At 60.3% G+C, this 16,950-nt stretch carries 13 protein-coding genes; 8 read left to right on the plus strand and 5 right to left on the minus strand.

What is annotated here, in order from left to right; genetic code table 11:
* Positions 1-106: 106 nt before the first annotated feature.
* From AC1MCA_RS10230 to dnaA, 5 genes are all read right to left on the minus strand, one after another.
* On the minus strand, positions 107-667 hold the full coding sequence (locus tag AC1MCA_RS10230; protein WP_479803210.1) for a DciA family protein: 561 nt from the start codon (positions 665-667) through the stop codon (positions 107-109).
* Positions 660-1,880 carry a DNA replication/repair protein RecF gene (gene recF / locus AC1MCA_RS10235; protein ID WP_479803211.1) on the minus strand — a complete coding sequence of 407 codons (1,221 nt, stop codon included), beginning with the start codon at positions 1,878-1,880 and terminating at the stop codon, positions 660-662. The genes AC1MCA_RS10230 and recF overlap by 8 nt, the downstream gene beginning before the upstream one ends.
* A 45-nt stretch (positions 1,881-1,925) precedes the next feature.
* Entirely contained in the window at positions 1,926-2,810 is an 885-nt protein-coding gene (gnd, locus tag AC1MCA_RS10240) for a phosphogluconate dehydrogenase (NAD(+)-dependent, decarboxylating) (RefSeq protein WP_479803212.1), read from the minus strand.
* Positions 2,811-2,936: 126 nt separating this feature from the next.
* Entirely contained in the window at positions 2,937-4,061 is a 1,125-nt protein-coding gene (dnaN, locus tag AC1MCA_RS10245) for a DNA polymerase III subunit beta (protein ID WP_131683526.1), read from the minus strand.
* A 537-nt stretch (positions 4,062-4,598) separates the two neighbouring features.
* Positions 4,599-6,020, minus strand: coding sequence for a chromosomal replication initiator protein DnaA (dnaA, locus tag AC1MCA_RS10250; protein ID WP_108597611.1), 1,422 nt, complete (start codon positions 6,018-6,020; stop codon positions 4,599-4,601).
* 468 nt (positions 6,021-6,488) lie between these two features.
* On the opposite strand from dnaA, the gene rpmH reads away from it, so the two are divergent.
* The 8 genes from rpmH (at position 6,489) to AC1MCA_RS10290 (ending at position 12,190) form a co-directional block, all read left to right on the plus strand.
* Positions 6,489-6,626: a 50S ribosomal protein L34 gene (rpmH, locus tag AC1MCA_RS10255; protein WP_003800212.1), complete on the plus strand. Its 138-nt coding sequence runs from the start codon at positions 6,489-6,491 to the stop codon at positions 6,624-6,626.
* Positions 6,627-6,716: 90 nt separating this feature from the next.
* Positions 6,717-7,076 (plus strand): ribonuclease P protein component, encoded by a 360-nt coding sequence (gene rnpA / locus AC1MCA_RS10260; protein WP_375134872.1) that lies wholly within the window; start codon positions 6,717-6,719, stop codon positions 7,074-7,076.
* Entirely contained in the window at positions 7,069-7,464 is a 396-nt protein-coding gene (yidD, locus tag AC1MCA_RS10265; protein WP_479803214.1) for a membrane protein insertion efficiency factor YidD, read from the plus strand. Before rnpA ends, yidD begins: the two co-directional genes overlap by 8 nt.
* A 16-nt stretch (positions 7,465-7,480) precedes the next feature.
* Positions 7,481-8,455: a membrane protein insertase YidC gene (gene yidC, locus AC1MCA_RS10270; RefSeq protein WP_108597614.1), complete on the plus strand. Its 975-nt coding sequence runs from the start codon at positions 7,481-7,483 to the stop codon at positions 8,453-8,455.
* Complete coding sequence (locus AC1MCA_RS10275) at positions 8,455-9,018, plus strand: Jag family protein (RefSeq protein ID WP_479803216.1); 564 nt, start codon at positions 8,455-8,457, stop codon at positions 9,016-9,018. Before yidC ends, AC1MCA_RS10275 begins: the two co-directional genes overlap by 1 nt.
* 22 nt (positions 9,019-9,040) lie before the next feature.
* A complete protein-coding gene (gene rsmG / locus AC1MCA_RS10280) occupies positions 9,041-9,691 on the plus strand; it encodes a 16S rRNA (guanine(527)-N(7))-methyltransferase RsmG (RefSeq protein ID WP_479803218.1) in 651 nt (216 codons plus the stop codon).
* An 87-nt stretch (positions 9,692-9,778) separates the two neighbouring features.
* Positions 9,779-10,846: a ParA family protein gene (locus AC1MCA_RS10285; protein WP_308810171.1), complete on the plus strand. Its 1,068-nt coding sequence runs from the start codon at positions 9,779-9,781 to the stop codon at positions 10,844-10,846.
* A gap of 66 nt (positions 10,847-10,912) precedes the next feature.
* Positions 10,913-12,190: a ParB/RepB/Spo0J family partition protein gene (locus AC1MCA_RS10290; protein WP_479803220.1), complete on the plus strand. Its 1,278-nt coding sequence runs from the start codon at positions 10,913-10,915 to the stop codon at positions 12,188-12,190.
* Positions 12,191-16,950: the final 4,760 nt, after the last annotated feature.

Below are 16,950 nucleotides of genomic sequence, written 5' to 3' on the forward strand. Positions count from 1 at the left end.
CACGCCTAGGGCGCCCTTGCGGTGCGGTCGCCGGGTGCCTATACGCCTCAGGGCGGTTAGACCGCCCTACACGCCGCCGAACGAACTTTCAAGGTCCGACGGCGGGCTAACCGTAGGTATCGCGGGGTCCCCGGCCGTTGACGGTACGGCCGCCCTTGCGCCAGCTGGGTGCCGTCGGACCGAGCACCTGGATGCTGGTCACCACGCCGTCGCCCAGTTCGGTGCGGAATTTCTCCAGCAGGCTGATGCTCAGCAGCCGCAGCTGGGTGGCCCAGGCTGTCGAATCACAGCGGACATGCAGGGTGGTGTCGGCAAAGCTTTCCGGCGTGCAGTGAGCCGAGATTTCCGGACCAACCAGGGTTGCCCATTCGGCCATCACTGATCCCACCGCCACGGGCGAGGTCCACCCGCGTTCGGCCACAAGGCGTCCCACCACCTTGCCCAGGCCCAGGGGGTCCCGGCCGGTGGAGTGGAACTGGCTGAAGCCGCGGGTGTCCCGGATTCCGCGTTTTGTCTTGGCCGAACCCACGGGAGGGGACGCTTTGCGCCGGATTTCCCCACGCGCTGCAGCGGCCTCGCGCATTCGGTTCAGCGCCGCCTGCGGGGCATCAATGTTGTCGGGATCGCGGCCGGGCTGCAGCCCGCCGTTTTTCTCGTCCCTACTCATCGATTCCTCCCGGAATGACCTTCACCCGCCGGCCGGACAGTTCCGCCGGAATATCGGCCTCTACGGCGGCGGTCACCAGTACCTGTTCCGCGCCGGAGACTATTGCCGCAAGTTTACGCCGCCGCTGTACATCAAGCTCGGCAAAAACGTCGTCGAGAATCAGGATGGGTGCGGAGCCGCCGGTACGGGCGTCGTCCAGCATGACGTAGTAGGAGGCTAGCCGAAGCGAGAGGCACATCGACCAGGTTTCGCCGTGGGAGGCATATCCTTTGGCGGGCGCTTCGCCGAGGACCAGCTCCAGCTCGTCCCGGTGCGGCCCCACCAGCGAGATTCCCCGCTCCAGTTCTTTGCGGCGGGATGCCGCGAAGGCCTGGACGTAGCGTTCCGTGAGTTCCCCGACGGAGAGGTACCGGAGATCCTCAGGTCCACCGCCCTGTCCGGAAGGGGCAGGGACAGCCATCCCGGCGCCGGATCCGGCGCCGGACGGAGAGCCGCCGTCGTCGTCCATCAGATTCTGGAGCGTGGAGCGGTAGAGAGCACCCGCTTCCTTGGAGCCGTCCGTCAGCTGCGCATACGCCTTGGCCAGGTGCGGGCGCAGCCGCTCCACAAGTTCCAGCCTCGCGTACAGCAGTTCGGCGCCGGCCTTTGCCATGTGCTGGTCCCAGACATCCAGCGTTGCCTCGTGCCCCGCGGTGAATTTGCCGGCCCGTGCGGATTTAAGCAGGGCATTGCGCTGCTTCAGGACACGGTCGTAATCGCTGCGGGTTGCCGAGTGCCGCGGAATGAGGCTCACCAGCAGCTCATCGAGGAAGCGCCGGCGGTTTGAGGGATCCCCTTTGACCAAGGCAAGATCCTCGGGCGCAAACAGCACTGTCTGGCAGATCCCCAGCAGGTCCCTTGCCCGTACCGGGTTGCTGCGGTTGATGCGGCCGCGGTTGGCCCGGGTGGCGTTGATTTCAAGTTCCAACACGGTGGTCTGCCCGCCACGGACCAGCCGCGCCCGCACCAGCGCCCGGTCGGTTCCGAAACGCAGCAGCGGAGCATCGGAACTGACCCGGTGCGAGCTGAGCGTGGCCAGGTAGCCGATGGCTTCCATCAGGTTGGTCTTGCCGATGCCGTTTGAGCCCACCAGAACCGTGACACCGGGCTCGAGGACAAGGTCAACCTGGGCGTAACTGCGGAAGTCAGTCAGCGAAAGGTGTTCTAGGTACACGCGGTCTTCAGAATTCTCGGAACCCTGCGGGACCCGGGGTTGTTGCTACTTGGCGGGACGGGTGGCATGCCCGCCAAACTGGTGGCGCAGCGCGGAAACCATCTTCATGGCCGGGGAGCTGTCCTCACGGGATTCAAAGCGCGCAAACAGTGCTGCGGTGATGGCCGGTGCAGGAATCGCGTTGGCAATGGCTTCTTCCACGGTCCATCGGCCTTCACCTGAATCTTCGACGTAGTCGTCGATGTTCTGCAGTCCGGGATCCTCATCAAGCGCCTTAACCGCGAGGTCAAGCAGCCACGACCTGACCACGGTGCCCTTTTGCCAGGCGCGGAACGTACCGGGAAGGTCGTTGATGATGTCCTTGGAAGCAAGAAGCTGGTAGCCCTCAGCGTAGGCCTGCATCAGGCCGTATTCGATCCCGTTGTGGACCATCTTGGCGTAGTGGCCGGCACCAATTCCGCCGACGTGGACGAAGCTGTCGGCGCGGTCTCCTTCCGGCCGGAGGGCGTCAAAGACGGGCAGAGCCCGTTCGATATCCGCCGCGTCACCGCCGGCCATCAGCCCGTAACCGTTCTGCAGGCCCCACACCCCGCCGGAAACGCCGCAGTCCGCGAACCGGATATCCTTTTCCGCCAGCGCGGCACCATGCCTCTGGTCTTCGGTGAAACGGGAGTTGCCGCCGTCGATCACCAGGTCGCCCGCGTCGAGCTTGTTCCCGAGTTCGGTAATGACGGCATCGGTGATCCCGCCTGACGGAACCATGACCCAGATCAGCCGCGGCGCCGGGACAGCCGCAATGAGTTCGTCCACCGAGGCAACATCCGTGACCTCGGGGTTGCGGTCGAAGCCTGTGACCTCAATGCCCCCCTTGCGCAGGCGTTCGCGCATGTTGAAACCCATCTTTCCAAGGCCGATCAGTCCGATATGCACGATGGGGGTTCTCTTTCTGCCATTGGGTGTCGGTTGTCGTTTTAGGGCCCAGAACGACAACAACTGTCTGGGCCCACGCCGCCAGGGTTCCCTGGCGAGCTTGCGAGGCGAGGGTGGCGGTGAGGACTAGTTGGGAAGCCTGACGGGCATGACCAGGTAACGGTAGTCGTCCTGGTCCTCACCGTCAGCGTCTGCCTGGGCCGTGATCATGGCGGGCTTCGGCGCGGTGGTGAAGGAGAACCTGACGAACTTCGTTTCGATGACGCTGAGGCCCTCAACCAGGTAATGCGGGTTGAACGCGACAGTGATGTCATCGCCGGACAGCTGGGCTTCGAGTTCCTCGGAGGCCTGAGCGTCCTCGCCGGTGCCCGCATCAAGGTGAAGCAGACCGTCGGTAAAAGCCAGCCGGACCGGTGTATTCCGCTCAGCCACGAGCGATACGCGCCGGACGGCTTCGACCAGTTCCTGAGTCTGCACCGTGGCGTGGATGGGGGTGGAATCAGGGAACAGGGACCGGATCTTAGGGTAGTCGCCGTCCACCAGGAGTGACGTGGTGGTGCGGCCGCCGCTTTCGAAACCGATGAGGCGGCTGTCGTCGTCTGCAAGGGCGAGGTTGATATCGCCGCTGTTGCCGAGGGTCTTCGCTACTTCGTTGAGCGTCTTCGCCTTGACCAGTGCGCTGGTGGAGATGCCGGGGGTGACGGGCTTCCACGGCACTTCGCGCATGGCGAGCCGGTAGCGGTCAGTCGCCAGCAGCGTGATGAGGTCGTCCTCGATTTCCATCCGCACGCCGGTGAGGATGGGAAGGGTGTCATCCTTGCTCGCAGCGATGATGACCTGGGAAACGGCCTGGGCGAAGGCGTCACCCGGAACGGTTCCGCTGATGGTGGGCAATGCCGGCAGGGGCGGGTATTCGGCCTCCGGCATGGTGGCCAGGTGGAAGCTGCTGCGGCGGCAGGTCAGCGTGACTTTGTTGCCGTCCGTTTCCACCTCGACGGGGGCGGACGGGAGGCTGCGGCAGATGTCAGCGAGAAGCCGGCCGGAGACGAGGATGGTTCCTTCGGTGGTGATGTCTGCAGCGATTTCCAACCGCGCCGAGGTCTCGTAGTCAAAACTCGAGAGGCTGACCGTGCCGCCTTCAGCCTTCAAAAGCAGACCGGAGAGCACGGGAACCGGCGGCCGCGGAGATAGCGACCGGGCTGTCCAGGTGACGGCTTCTGCCAGGACATCCCGTTCGACTCTGAACTTCACGGAAGGGTGCCGCCTTTCATTGCTGCTGCCATATCGAAACCGGGAACTCCGTTGGGGAGTCCAAATGAGTGGCGCCCAACCACCGGACCTGCATGGTGATCCGGTGACCGAACCACAGAGAAACCCAAGGATGGGAGCGCTGCTGACAGCTTAGCCGGAACATCAGCGATTAACCCATCCCCGGCCGGCGCCCCTGCGGTCCGCAGGCCCTTGGCCGCTCTTCGGACCATGGCCCGTTTTGGGTGTGGATCGAGATTGTTGTTTGAGGGAAATCAATTTCTTGGGATTAGTAGTGTTAATAACTGCTGTGGAAACTGTGGATAACTCGATCCGGCCGCAGGATCCGGCGGTTAAGCCCTGTTCATGGACTGTGGGTGAGCGCAGTTTTAAACAGGCTGTGGATGGGGATAACATTTTTCGGTCCCAAGCCAATCCACAGGTGGCTTAAGGGTTTTAAGCCCATTAAGCACTGTTGTCCCCTTAACTATCCACAGGCTTATCCACATGCACCTGTTAATAAGGTAAGGGAGTGCGGGCTCAGGAGTCGCGCTGCTGCTGTTTGATCCTGTTGGTCAGTTCCGTGACCTGGTTGTAGATCACACGCCGCTCGGCCATCAGCTCACGGATCTTGCGGTCAGCATGGATCACCGTGGTGTGGTCCCGGCCGCCAAGTTCCTGGCCGATCTTGGGAAGAGACATGTCCGTCAGTTCACGGCAGAGGTACATGGCGATCTGGCGGGCCGTCACCAGGGTCCTGGTACGGGACTTGCTGCAGAGTTCCTCCATGCTGAGCTTGAAGTAGTCAGCCGTCTGCGTGAGGATCTGGCTGGAGGTGATCTCCTGTGCGCCGTCGTCGGTGATGAGGTCCTTGAGCACCATCTCGGCCAGAGCCACATCCACGGGTTGGCGGTTCAGGCTTGCGAACGCCGTCACGCGGATCAGTGCACCTTCAAGCTCCCGGATGTTGCTGGAGATCTTTGAGGCGATGTATTCGAGGGCATCGTCGGGTGCGGACAAGCCTTCACTGAGGGCCTTCTTGCGGAGGATGGCGATACGCGTTTCAAGTTCCGGCGGCTGGATGTCAGTGAGGAGACCCCACTCGAAGCGCGATTTCATCCGGTCTTCGAATCCTGCGAGCTGCTTGGGCGGCAGGTCCGAGGTGATGACCACCTGCTTGTTGTTGTTGTGCAGCGAGTTGAACGTGTGGAAGAACTCTTCCAGTGTCCGGTCCTTGCCGGCCAGGAACTGGATGTCATCGATCAGCAGCACGTCCACGTTGCGGTACGTGGTCTTGAAACTGGCACCTTCGTCATCGCGGATGGAGTTGATGAAATCGTTGGTGAACTCCTCGGAATTCACGTAGCGGACGCGGATTCCGCTGTAGAGCCGGCGGGCATAGTGGCCGATGGCGTGCAGGAGGTGGGTCTTGCCGAGTCCGGAGTCGCCATAGATGAACAACGGGTTGTAGGCCTTGGCGGGTGCTTCGGCGACGGCCACAGCGGCAGCATGGGCGAACCGGTTGGACGAGCCGATCACGAAGGTATCAAAAACGTACTTCGGGTTCAGCCGGCCGAATTCGTGGGACGTGCTCGGCAGCATGGGCTGCGGTTTCTGTTCGATCAGCTGGTCCGGCGAATAGGCAGGGACGACGACAGGTTCCGGCTCCTGGTGGATGGGAACCAGATCGGTGTCCACATCGATGGCGCAGCGGATGTCTTCGGAGAAAACGTTGTGGAGGGCATCATCCAGGGCATCCTTGACCTGGGTCTGCAGCACTTCACGGGTCAGTTCATTGGGGACTGCGACGAGGAGTGTGGAACCGATCAGGCCCTGGGCCTGGGCCAGGATGACGAAGCCCCTCTGCCGCGGTGAAACGCGGTCATCCTGCTCGAGGAGGTTCACCACGCGCCGCCAGGAACTTCCGACAGTATTGGCGTGGTTGGCTTCGTCTACTGTCATCAATCAGTTCCTCAAAACTTGCGTGCCTGCATTACGTGCAGCCCCAAGTCCGGAACCAGGATGCTGGTCCAGCTTCATCCACAGGGTTATGCACAGTCCGTGGATAATCGGCTACTGAGCCACTCTAGGGGATCAAAAGGCCAGAAGATAGCTGGGAAGTAGCTTGTGGATAATTACACCGGTGTGGTTCGAAAACAGGCCTTGTGAGCCACTTCATCCACAGGCTGCGAGGCCGGGTTAACCACAGCCGGGGCAGGGCAGGGAGGGCATCCCGGTTTGACTATGGCCGGCGTTTTGCCCTAACGTTGTGAAGTCCTTTGTGTACGCTTTTTGGCCCCATCTGAATCTCTCTGCGCACCGCGTTGGAGCAGTCGGGGGAAGCGTTGCATATACAAAACTTAGCGTCGGCCAGTTCTTCCCCTTTTACTGATCGGGTGGGCGCACCTTTGATCCACTGGAGTAACTAACGTGAGCAAGCGGACTTTTCAGCCGAATAACCGCCGTCGAGCCAAGAAGCACGGCTTCCGCCTTCGTATGCGTACCCGTGCCGGCCGTGCCATCCTGGCAGCCCGTCGTGGCAAGGGCCGCACCGAACTGTCGGCCTAGATTCTGACTCGTCGGTAATCATTTCTTTGCGAGTTTAAGGTGCTGGCCACCCGTAACCGTTTGAGGACTGCAACCGAATTTTCAACAACTGTGCGTTCCGGTGTCCGTAATGGACGCCGGAACGTAGTGTTATATGCGGCAGCCATCGCTGCCGACGAACCCAGCCGGATCGGGTTCATAGTTTCCAAAGGTGTCGGGAACGCTGTTGTCAGGAACCTCGTTAAGAGGAGATTGAGAGAAGCCGGTGCTGCCTCGCTTCGCGAGTACGGTACCGGGTTCACCATAGTGGTCCGGGCGCTGCCTGCGTCCGCTGCCGCCAGCTGGGACCAACTGCTGGCGGACTATAACGCCGCATTGGAATCAACCATGAACCGGTTGGGCAGCCGCCTTCCAAAGGCTGCTGTAGACGGTTCTACCGGTACAACACAGGAGGGGACACAGCGTGCGTAAGGTGACTGCCGCCGTCGTCCACCACCTGCTACCTGTTGCTGCCGCCATGGGCACCTTCCTCTGGAACCTGCCCAAAAACATTCTTATTCTGCTGTTGATGGCCTATCGCAAGGTGATTTCGCCCTTGTACGGCCAGGTATGCCGGTTCTTCCCTTCCTGCTCGGCGTACGCGCTTGAGGCCATCACCGTCCACGGTGCAGTGAAGGGCAGCTGGCTGGCAGTCCGGCGCCTCGTGCGCTGCCATCCCTGGAATGCCGGTGGTGTGGACCATGTCCCCGCCGGCCACCGCCACTGGCCCGAACACCGGACCCCCACAATTGTTGTGCTGAACAACCCGGACAAGTACCTGGCTGCTCAGACTGATGAAGAAGGCCGCTTTGCGGCCTGACGAATAGGGATATCGTATGGACTTCTTTGAAACAATCATGTTTCCGTTCAAGTGGCTTGTGTCCATCATCATGGTGGGTTTTCATGAGGGCCTGAGCTCCATTGGCATGCCGGAAGCCTCCGGCTGGACGTGGACGCTCTCCATCATCGGCCTGGTGCTGGTGATCCGGGCCGCTCTGATCCCGGTATTCGTCAAGCAGATCAAGGCGCAGCGCGGCATGCAGCTGCTGCAGCCGGACCTGAAGAAACTTCAGGACAAGTACAAAGGCAAGACCGATCAGCTTTCCCGCCAGGCCATGGCGCAGGAGCAGATGGCGATGTACAAGAAGCACGGGACCAATCCGTTCTCCGCCTGTTTGCCCATGCTGATCCAGATGCCGTTCTTCTTCGCGCTGTTCCAGGTCCTGTCCGGCATCAGCACCGCCCGGGACAAGGGCCTTGGGATCGGGGCCATGAGCCACGATCAAGTTGTCCAGTTCGATGATTCCACCATCTTCGGGGCACCGCTGTCGGCAACCCTGCTGCACAATCCTGAGGGCAACGCATTCGCTGTGTATGTCCTGTCGATCCTGATGATCCTGGCCATGACGGCCTCGCAGTTCATCACCCAGAAGCAGATCATGGCCAAGAACATGTCGGAAGAGGCCATGGCCAGCCCGTTCATGCGCCAGCAGAAAATGATGCTCTACATCCTGCCCATCGTGTTCGGTGTGGGTGGCATCAACTTCCCCATCGGTGTGCTGATCTACTGGACCACCACCAACCTCTGGACCATGGCACAGCAGTTCTTCGTCATCCGCCGCATGCCGACGCCGGGATCCCCCGCCGCGAAGGCACTGGCCGAGCGCCGTGCCGCCAAGGGCCTGCCGGCCCTTCCCATCCTGGGCGGGAAGAAGGCCGACGCCGAAGCGGAGGCAGCCGCCGCAGCTGCGCTTATCGAGCAAAAGGGACAGCGCGTCCAGCCACAACGTAAGAACAGGAAGAAGAAGTAATGTCAGCCGAGAGCACCGAACACGCCCTTTCCGACGAGGTCACCGAAGATCACGACGAGTCCGTGACTGATGCAGGTTCCCCGAAGGGCTCGGCCGCGAGCCGGCTTGAGGAGGAAGGCGACGTTGCTGCCGATTACCTTGAGGAACTCCTGGACATCGCCGACATCGATGGCGACATTGATATCGAAGTCAGGAACGGCCGGACCTATATTTCGATCGTCGCCGAGGAGGAGTCCGATGGCCTGGACAGCCTCGTGGGCGAAGACGGTGAAGTCCTGGAGGCACTGCAGGAGCTGACCAGGCTTTCTGTCCTGTCGGCCACCGAGAACCGTTCACGCCTGGTGCTGGACATCAACGGCTACCGCCAGCAGCGTGCGGGCCACCTCCAGAAGATCGCCGAGGATGCGGCCGCATCGGTCAAGGAGACGGGCAAGGCCGTTGCCCTGGAGCCGATGAGTGCCTACGAACGCAAAATCGTGCACGACGCCGTCGCAGACCTCGGTCTGGTGAGCGAGTCCGAGGGCGAAGGCGCCGGCCGCCACATCGTTGTATCCGCAGACTAGAGAATTGCTGATCCGCTAAATCATGGTTGAAATCACGGCAGCTGAACTGCTCGCGGCTGAGAAGATCTTCGGGGGCCGGCTGGATCTCGCCAAGCGCTACGTCGAGCACCTCGCCACGTCCGGCACCGAACGGGGCCTCATCGGTCCCCGGGAAATCCCCCGGCTCTGGAGCCGCCACGTTCTCAACTGTGCGGTCATCGAAAGTGAGATCGCGCATGGCAGCCACGTCGCCGACGTCGGAAGCGGGGCGGGACTCCCCGGACTCTGCCTGGCTATTGCCCGGCCCGACCTGGAGCTGACACTGATTGAGCCGCTGGAGCGCAGGGTCATTTGGCTCCAGGAAGTGGTGGATGACCTGGGCCTGACCAACGTCACGGTGATGCGGAGCCGGGCGGAGCTCGCGGTGGGACACGTCAAAGCTGATGTTGTAACTGCCCGCGCGGTTTCCGCGCTCAGCAACCTGGCGGGACTGACCATCCCTCTGCTCGCCGGCAAAGGCGAAGTGGTGGCGATTAAGGGCCGCAGTGCCGGCGAGGAAATCGAGAAGGCCGCGAAGGTCATCCGTAAGCTCGGGGGCATTCAGACTTCGGTGGTGACTGTCGGTGAACATTTGTTGGAGGAGCCCACTACGGTGGTGCGCATCGTCGTAAACAAGTCCGGAAAGATTGCCTAGTCCGGGCCCGGTAGCCTTGGTCTGCAGGGCGAAGCGGTTAGGCTAGACAACGGCAGCAAAAAGCTGAACGAGAGTGAGTGTGTCCCAGTGACCAGTAGCGAAGCCTCCACACAACGGATCCCCCCGTTTGTGTCTTTGGGGTCAGCACGATCAGTTGCTGGCTTGGGTTCTGCACCGGTCCGAACTGAAACACACCCCAAAGTGGTTGCAGATGTGGCCGCCTTTGCTGCAGTTTCACGTGAAACAACGGCTGGTGGCAAAACCAACGTCATTGACACGATGGACGACTCCAGCCCGATTGCCCGGGAGCTCGCGCACGAGACCAAACGCCGTGAACGGTTGCTCGGCCGCGAACTGCCCAAGCCTGAAAAAACGCGCATCTTTACGGTCTCCAACCAAAAAGGCGGAGTGGGTAAGACCACCACCACGGTGAACATCGCCGCCGCCCTTGCTGCCGCAGGCCTCAACGTCCTGGTCATCGATATTGATCCCCAGGGAAATGCCTCCACTGCTTTGGGCGTGGAGCATCACGCCGATGTGGACAGCATCTATGACGTCCTGATCAACGATTTTCCCCTCGCAGACGTCGTGGCTCCGTGCCCGGACATCAGCAATCTGATCTGTGCTCCCGCGACCATTCACCTGGCAGGCGCCGAGATTGAACTTGTGTCTTTGGTTGCCCGCGAGCAGCGGCTCCGCAGGGCGATCGATGTCTACGCCAAGACCCGGGCGAAAAACGGTGAAGAACGTCTGGACTACATCTTCATCGATTGTCCGCCAAGCCTTGGCCTGCTCACGGTCAACGCCTTCTGCGCTGCCGGTGAGGTGCTCATTCCCATTCAGTGCGAGTACTATGCGTTGGAAGGTCTGAGCCAGCTTCTGAAGAACATCGAAATGATCCAGAAGCACTTGAACGCGGATCTGGTTGTTTCAACCATTCTCCTCACGATGTATGACGGCCGGACCAACCTCGCCGCCCAGGTGGCTGCCGAGGTACGCCAACATTTCCCGGATCAGGTTCTTGGGGCGGTGGTTCCCCGCTCGGTGCGGATTTCGGAAGCGCCGAGCTACCAGCAGACTGTGATGACTTACGATCCTTCCTCCAGTGGGGCGCTGTCCTACCTGGAAGCCGCTGCTGAAATCGCAGAGCGCTAAAATCTTCAAGAACTGCAATAACCGGAGTCAGGCTGGGGCCGGCTCTTCCATCGGAGGGATTTATCCATGAGCGAGAAGCGACGTGGCTTAGGCCGCGGTCTTGGCGCACTCATTCCAAGTTCCGCCGCCGGGAGTGCATCGGGCAACGGTGCTGCTGCCTCGCGCCCCGTGGATCTGTTCTTTCCTGAGGGACGCAAAAAAGTCTTTCCGGATGACGCCGTAGACAACGGCGCGGCAATTTCGGGCGATGATCTACCCACTTCAGCCCCTGTGCAGTCAGCTGACAAGGCGTCGGCGTCAAAGACGCCCGCCAGGACATCGACTGCAGCGTCCGCAAAGACTTCTGCCAAAACGGCGACAGGGGCTCCTGCCAAGGCGTCTGCTGCGGCAGAACCACCAACCGCTGGCATGACGAACACCCCTGCACCGGCGGAGGACGCGGGTGCAGTTGACGAGCCCGCCGCGGTGTCGGCTCCGGATGACGAGACTGTAGAAGTAGTAGATAACGGCGTGGACCTCGTGGAAGTTCCCGGGGTGCGTTTTGCTGAGATCCCGGTGTCGGACATTCACCCGAACCGTAAGCAGCCCCGTTCGGTCTTCGACGAAGACGATATGGCGGAGCTCATTCACTCCGTTCGTGAAATCGGCGTCCTCCAGCCAATTGTGGTTCGTACTTCAACCGAAAAGGGTGGAGAACCGTATGAGCTTGTTATGGGTGAGCGCCGCTGGAGGGCAGTTCAGGCCGCCGGCATGGAAACCATCCCTGCCATCGTGCGTGACACTACGGATGATGATCTACTGCGGGATGCTCTTCTCGAGAACCTGCACCGCAGCCAGCTGAATCCCTTGGAAGAGGCGGCCGCCTACCAGCAGCTGCTTGAAGATTTCGGGACGACGCACGAACAGCTGGCCGATCGTATTGGCCGTTCCCGTCCCCAAGTCTCAAATACCCTCCGTCTGCTGAAGCTTCCACCGCTGGTCCAGCGTCGCGTGGCCGCCAGTGTACTTTCGGCCGGACATGCCCGTGCGCTGCTCGCTTTGCCGGATGCCGCCGCCATGGAACGCCTTGCACAGAAAATCGTGGCCGAAGGAATGTCTGTTCGCGCCACGGAAGAAGCAGTGACGCTTTACCAGGATCCGACAAAGCCGGCCAAAAACAACATTCCGCGGCCCGGGGCCCGGCATGAGCGGCTCGATTACCTGGCCTCCTCCCTCTCCGATCGCTTGGATACCAACGTAAAGATCTCGCTCGGTGTTCGAAAAGGCCGCGTCAGTATTGAGTTCGCCAGTGTTGAGGATCTCAACCGCATCATGGAAGTATTGGCGCCGGGATCAGATAATTAGTTCTAAAGCGTAGGAGGGCCTGTTTCACGTGAAACAGGCCCTCCCTTTTTGGCTCTTCGCCTGCGATTGTCCCCCGTTTCAACGGGCTGTACGAGAAATAACTGGTGGTGGACTCTATTCAGATGCGGCCCGTTGCGGTCCATCGGGGCCTTTGCGGCGCGCTGAGTCCGCATTGTGTGGGTGCGACGAATGCGCACCGATACCTGCCTAAAGAGGAACCGGGGGCTTTAGCGTGATCTGTGCATTTTGGGGCTTAGGAACCGATGTTTGAATCTGCGACAGGCACGGTTCCGTGGGTTGTGGCTGGGCCTTAACTGTTTCTGTGCAGGCTTGTTGTCACTGACCCCTCCTCCTGACGCTGCGCTTTGCGGCCCTCGAATGGCTACTTTTTGCACCCACATGAGATTTGAGCTCACTGACGTTTACTCCCCACAGTCCTAGTCAAACTTCACAGCGCTTTTATGGCTTGCTTGGGCAAATGATTCCGCCCCGTCGAGCACCTCCACGTTTCACGTGAAACATGGGTGGGCCGACTCGGCGAGGCAGCATAGGGCGGATTGTGGGTCAGTAAACCCTGCCGCATATGCGCTGATACCTACTTCCGGCCTGGTATCCAGGGCCCCGCCAGCTAGGGTTTCCCAAACTCACCCGAAGTAGGACCTGCGAAGGAGCATGTTTCACGTGAAACACAGGTCGCGGAATGCAACGAGCCAGTTGTTCTGGTGCGGACAAAAGTTCTGGATCCAATCAGCCAGTTCCACTCCCCTGAGCCCAAAAATGGCTGTCATGCTGTGCCTGCGAGATCCGGCGCCCAGTTTTCTGGATATCGAGATTTGTGGGCGCCTGGATGGTAGAACCGATGGATTCAGAGATAGCCAAGGAGAACGCTCTAGCTTGGATAGCGGCGGCCCCAGATATGCCGACGTGGTTGGAAGGCGCACTTGCAGGCACAGGGCAAGACAACTCCCTCCCCAGCCACCGGGGGCTGCGTCGCTTATGGCGTACGTCCCGCATCTACGGGACTGTCATCCTGGAACGGCGTGTGGAGTATCTCTGAGGCCGTAGAGCGGCTTGAGCGGCCCCAGGAGGCCTTGAGCGTGCAGTTCCACCCGACGCCCCGGAGGATGTTCTCGTCGATACCCTTTGCACACTGCGTGGCCATTGGCAGTGCATGGAGCTGATTTGAACCGGCTGATTGAGTATATCTGTGCGTGGATAACCGCAGGGGACGGCCGGAGGCTCTATCACTCAGTGCTGAGCATGCGCTTGTCTCCCCCGGGCCGGCACAGCGTCTCCGGGAGCTGACCGGTGCGGAGGGATAGGGCCACTGCGGCCGCCAGGAACAAACAGGGTCAACGCACTGGAACCTTTTAGCAGCTTAGCGACCGCCGTACCTGCGTAGGAACTGCCCTTGTCTGGCACAGAACATACCGGCGTGCGGCCACCCAAGCACGCCGCAGATGTCAGAGGGGGAATGTCAGCAGCAGGTGCAGTCACAAGCCGAAGGACAGTGGGAGATGAGCGTGGCAGGCTTCACCGGCACCGTACTGAGTTGGCAGCGATCCTGCCTACCCACATGGGCGATCTACCCGTTGACTTGTGGTCCCTGCAATCGATACTCCGGCCTGGTGCACGCACGGCGGCCTAAGCCGTCTAGCCCATCCAAACCGCAGCCTCACGAGCCGATTGTCGTGGGGAAAAGCAGGGTCTGTTCTTCCGGGAATTCGACCTTGGCCGTTTAGGCGCAACGCTGTCAGGCTAAACACGTAATAGGCGGAGACCCATTAGCGATGGGTTCGCGTCAGCAGAATGAGCCCCAGGCCCCAACCCGGCCATGCTGTGGTTGTGGCTCAATACACGGCCGGCCACTTCACGGAGGCTGTCTACGCAGGGTGGGTGAGAGAAGTTTCGTCCTGGATGACTTCGGTCAGCTCGTAGAAGACATGAAAGACCAAGGAGCCACCCCGTCACCGAATGGACGTAGTGACCACTTGCTGAATTGGGGCGGATCGGACTGCCGCTGATGCCCTGGGAAAGCTGGCGCATGGATGCATCGAAGATTATGCCCGGGCCGGCCGAGATGCACAGTATTGCCAGCCGGGTTGACGGTCACAGCCTCACGTTTTGGCCTCAGAGTATGCGTCCCAAAGTGAACGCACATTACCCACAGTGGCTCGACGCGGGCAGTGGATATCCCTGTGGATAACCTTGTGGATGGAGAGGGATCTCACAGCCGGGTTAGCCTAGTCACTCGAGGGCCACACTCAAGTTCCACACTTGCCTTTCCGACTATCGATGAGCCTCGCCCAGGACAGCAGGTTAGTGTTTCACGTGAACAGTGAGCGCCGGATGTTGCGCTGACCGTCAGGGGTCCTAACGCGCTGGCAAATTAGTCTTAGATCGCCAAAAGTAGTTGATTTCTTGCTTGAACGCTGCAACTTCGGTATCTCCACTCCGCCAGTTTTCGCCACCACGATGGCCTCGCGTTTTGGTCACGCTGGATGCGGCTAAGAACCACTCGCCTCCCTCAGTGTCGTGCCGTGGTACGCAGGGATACGAGCGCTCTGCTCCCTGCGAACCTGGCTGTGGATATGACTGTGGATAACGTGTGGGGATAACTTGTGGATAGAGGTCCAAAATCAGCCCGCCGAATCCCCATCCAAGGCGAACGACGATGGGATCATGTCGCGCGCAATTGTAGATTCACGGAATTGCATTCGTCCCCATGTCAGCGTGATAGGCCGCCTACCCGCGACTCGGGCCTGTCGAATGAGGCTGGAGGAAGGGAACCTACCGGGGGCTCCTCTGTGGTCGGCCTCCGTCTGCCCAGTACTGGGCCAGCGCACCCTAGCGATGGACTGGCTACTGTCGGAAGCACCATGCATCTGTCAGTGATGAGTAGTGACACTTTGGGAGGTCGAGTCAGGCTAGATCCGGAAGTGGTAATAGCCCGCATTTGCCGTCGACGATCCCGCGGCGTAGAGGTCATAGTTGTCGAGGTCATAGGTGGAGCGTAGTTAGTGCATGCCCGACGCCGTTTTCGTTGGCGATAGTCGGTGCTTCCGGAGGGTCTGAATATGAAGCTGCCAAGCGGCCTGGGTTTACGATGTTTCACGTGAAACATCTGTCACCTTTGAGCGATCGCACTGCTGCCAAGCCATGCACGCTCACGGGCATGCGTTGGCATCGCCCTGGAAACGAGCTATCCACGGTTGGCCAGGAGGTTCAAATGCGGCCGGCACAGGCTTTGTCCAAGGTGGGAACCACTGCCGGTCTCGGCCACACCACTCCCCGAGTGTTTCACGTGAAACATCTGATCCGGTTCCCAACGCCTGAGGATGCCTACTCTCTCTGTCCGGCGGAGGGCACCATGTTGACTCCGTTAGCTGTCGCGCGAGAAATTAGACCAAGATCCGATGGACAATCGACAACAGAGTATTGGGCGCTATGTGGTAATCCCAGAGCACGCCCTATTTTGTCGGGACGCCGCTACGGTAGGGATATCTAATGGCGCTGGGGGCTAGCCAGGCGGCACTCAGGTGCCTGGCCAAGGCCCGACTGATTGGCGGCTATGTCGCTCAGCTTGAAAGACTGTGATCCCGCTTGCGTGGCGTGCGATGGGCCGGTGAGCCGTCCCTTCGTGGAGTCCAGGGTTCGGGCACTCCAGCCATTCCTGACAGGCCGAAGCCGTGCGGAAGTCAACATCTATGGGCCGCCGGTTTGTGGGGCCTCCGACGAAAGACTGATTGTGGCCCGCAACGAGCGGGCTGAACTGATGCTTCAAGTGCGGCTATCTGGTTGGCCCTAGAACAGAACAAATCTATCCCGCCTATCAAAACGCGCCCCGGTGGACGTCGAATGGCGCTGTGCCGGGCTGGGGAACTATGTGGATAGGTGAAGAGCCTCTGAGGCAAAATTGCGCAGCGTGGGCCAACGGGAAGACGACTAGAGGGTGCACGGGCCTTTGGAATGAGTGACGGTTTGCAAGGGAAAGGTTCAACTGCAGCTGTGTCATTTGTACTGAGTACGCTACGACTTCGAGCAACTTGGGCGTTCAATCGAGAATGTATGGCCAGGTATTCCATGGGACTTATGGTGTTCCGCCCGTAGGGCCTGGTTGTTCGGATAATGCGGCTGCCGACGCAGCGCCAGCTGCACACACAATGGTCCCTAGCCGCAAATTCGTCGTTTTCACTGATGCAACAGAATGCATCGCGTTCCAATGCTCACTCAATAATGGCTCGACCGTGGTGGTGCACTATTGAGAACGGACGACAACGCCTGATCGCTGAGCCTGGCACGATCAGGCCCCCTCCGGAGCCGAACCGATATGTGTGGCTGTCCCCAATCGGTTGCGGACTTTCCCGCCGGCTCATGTGTTCTAGGTGGTTGTGTGCGCGGTTCATGTGACGCCAGTCGTGTGTTGCTGTTGATATCAACAGAAACTGGCAGACCGCCGCTGAATTTTGGAGGGCTGCTGCCGATATGTTGCGCAAAGTCAAAGCCAAAGCTAAATCTGAGGGCAGAGACAGAGACAGAGACAGAGACAGAGACAGAGACAGAGACAGGAGGAGGTGAAGGGGTGAAGGTGCAGGGAGGCAGGACCGTGCAAGGTTGGGGAGATTTGGCGGGGGGGTGAGATGGCGAGTTTCTGCGGAAGGTGAGATGGTGAGATATGGCAGGACGGCGCCATTGTGGGCCTGTCCCCGATGTTTCACGTGAAACAGAACATGACTAGTGAAGGCATTGGCACAGCGAAC

The organism is Arthrobacter sp. BK1 (assembly GCF_056680055.1).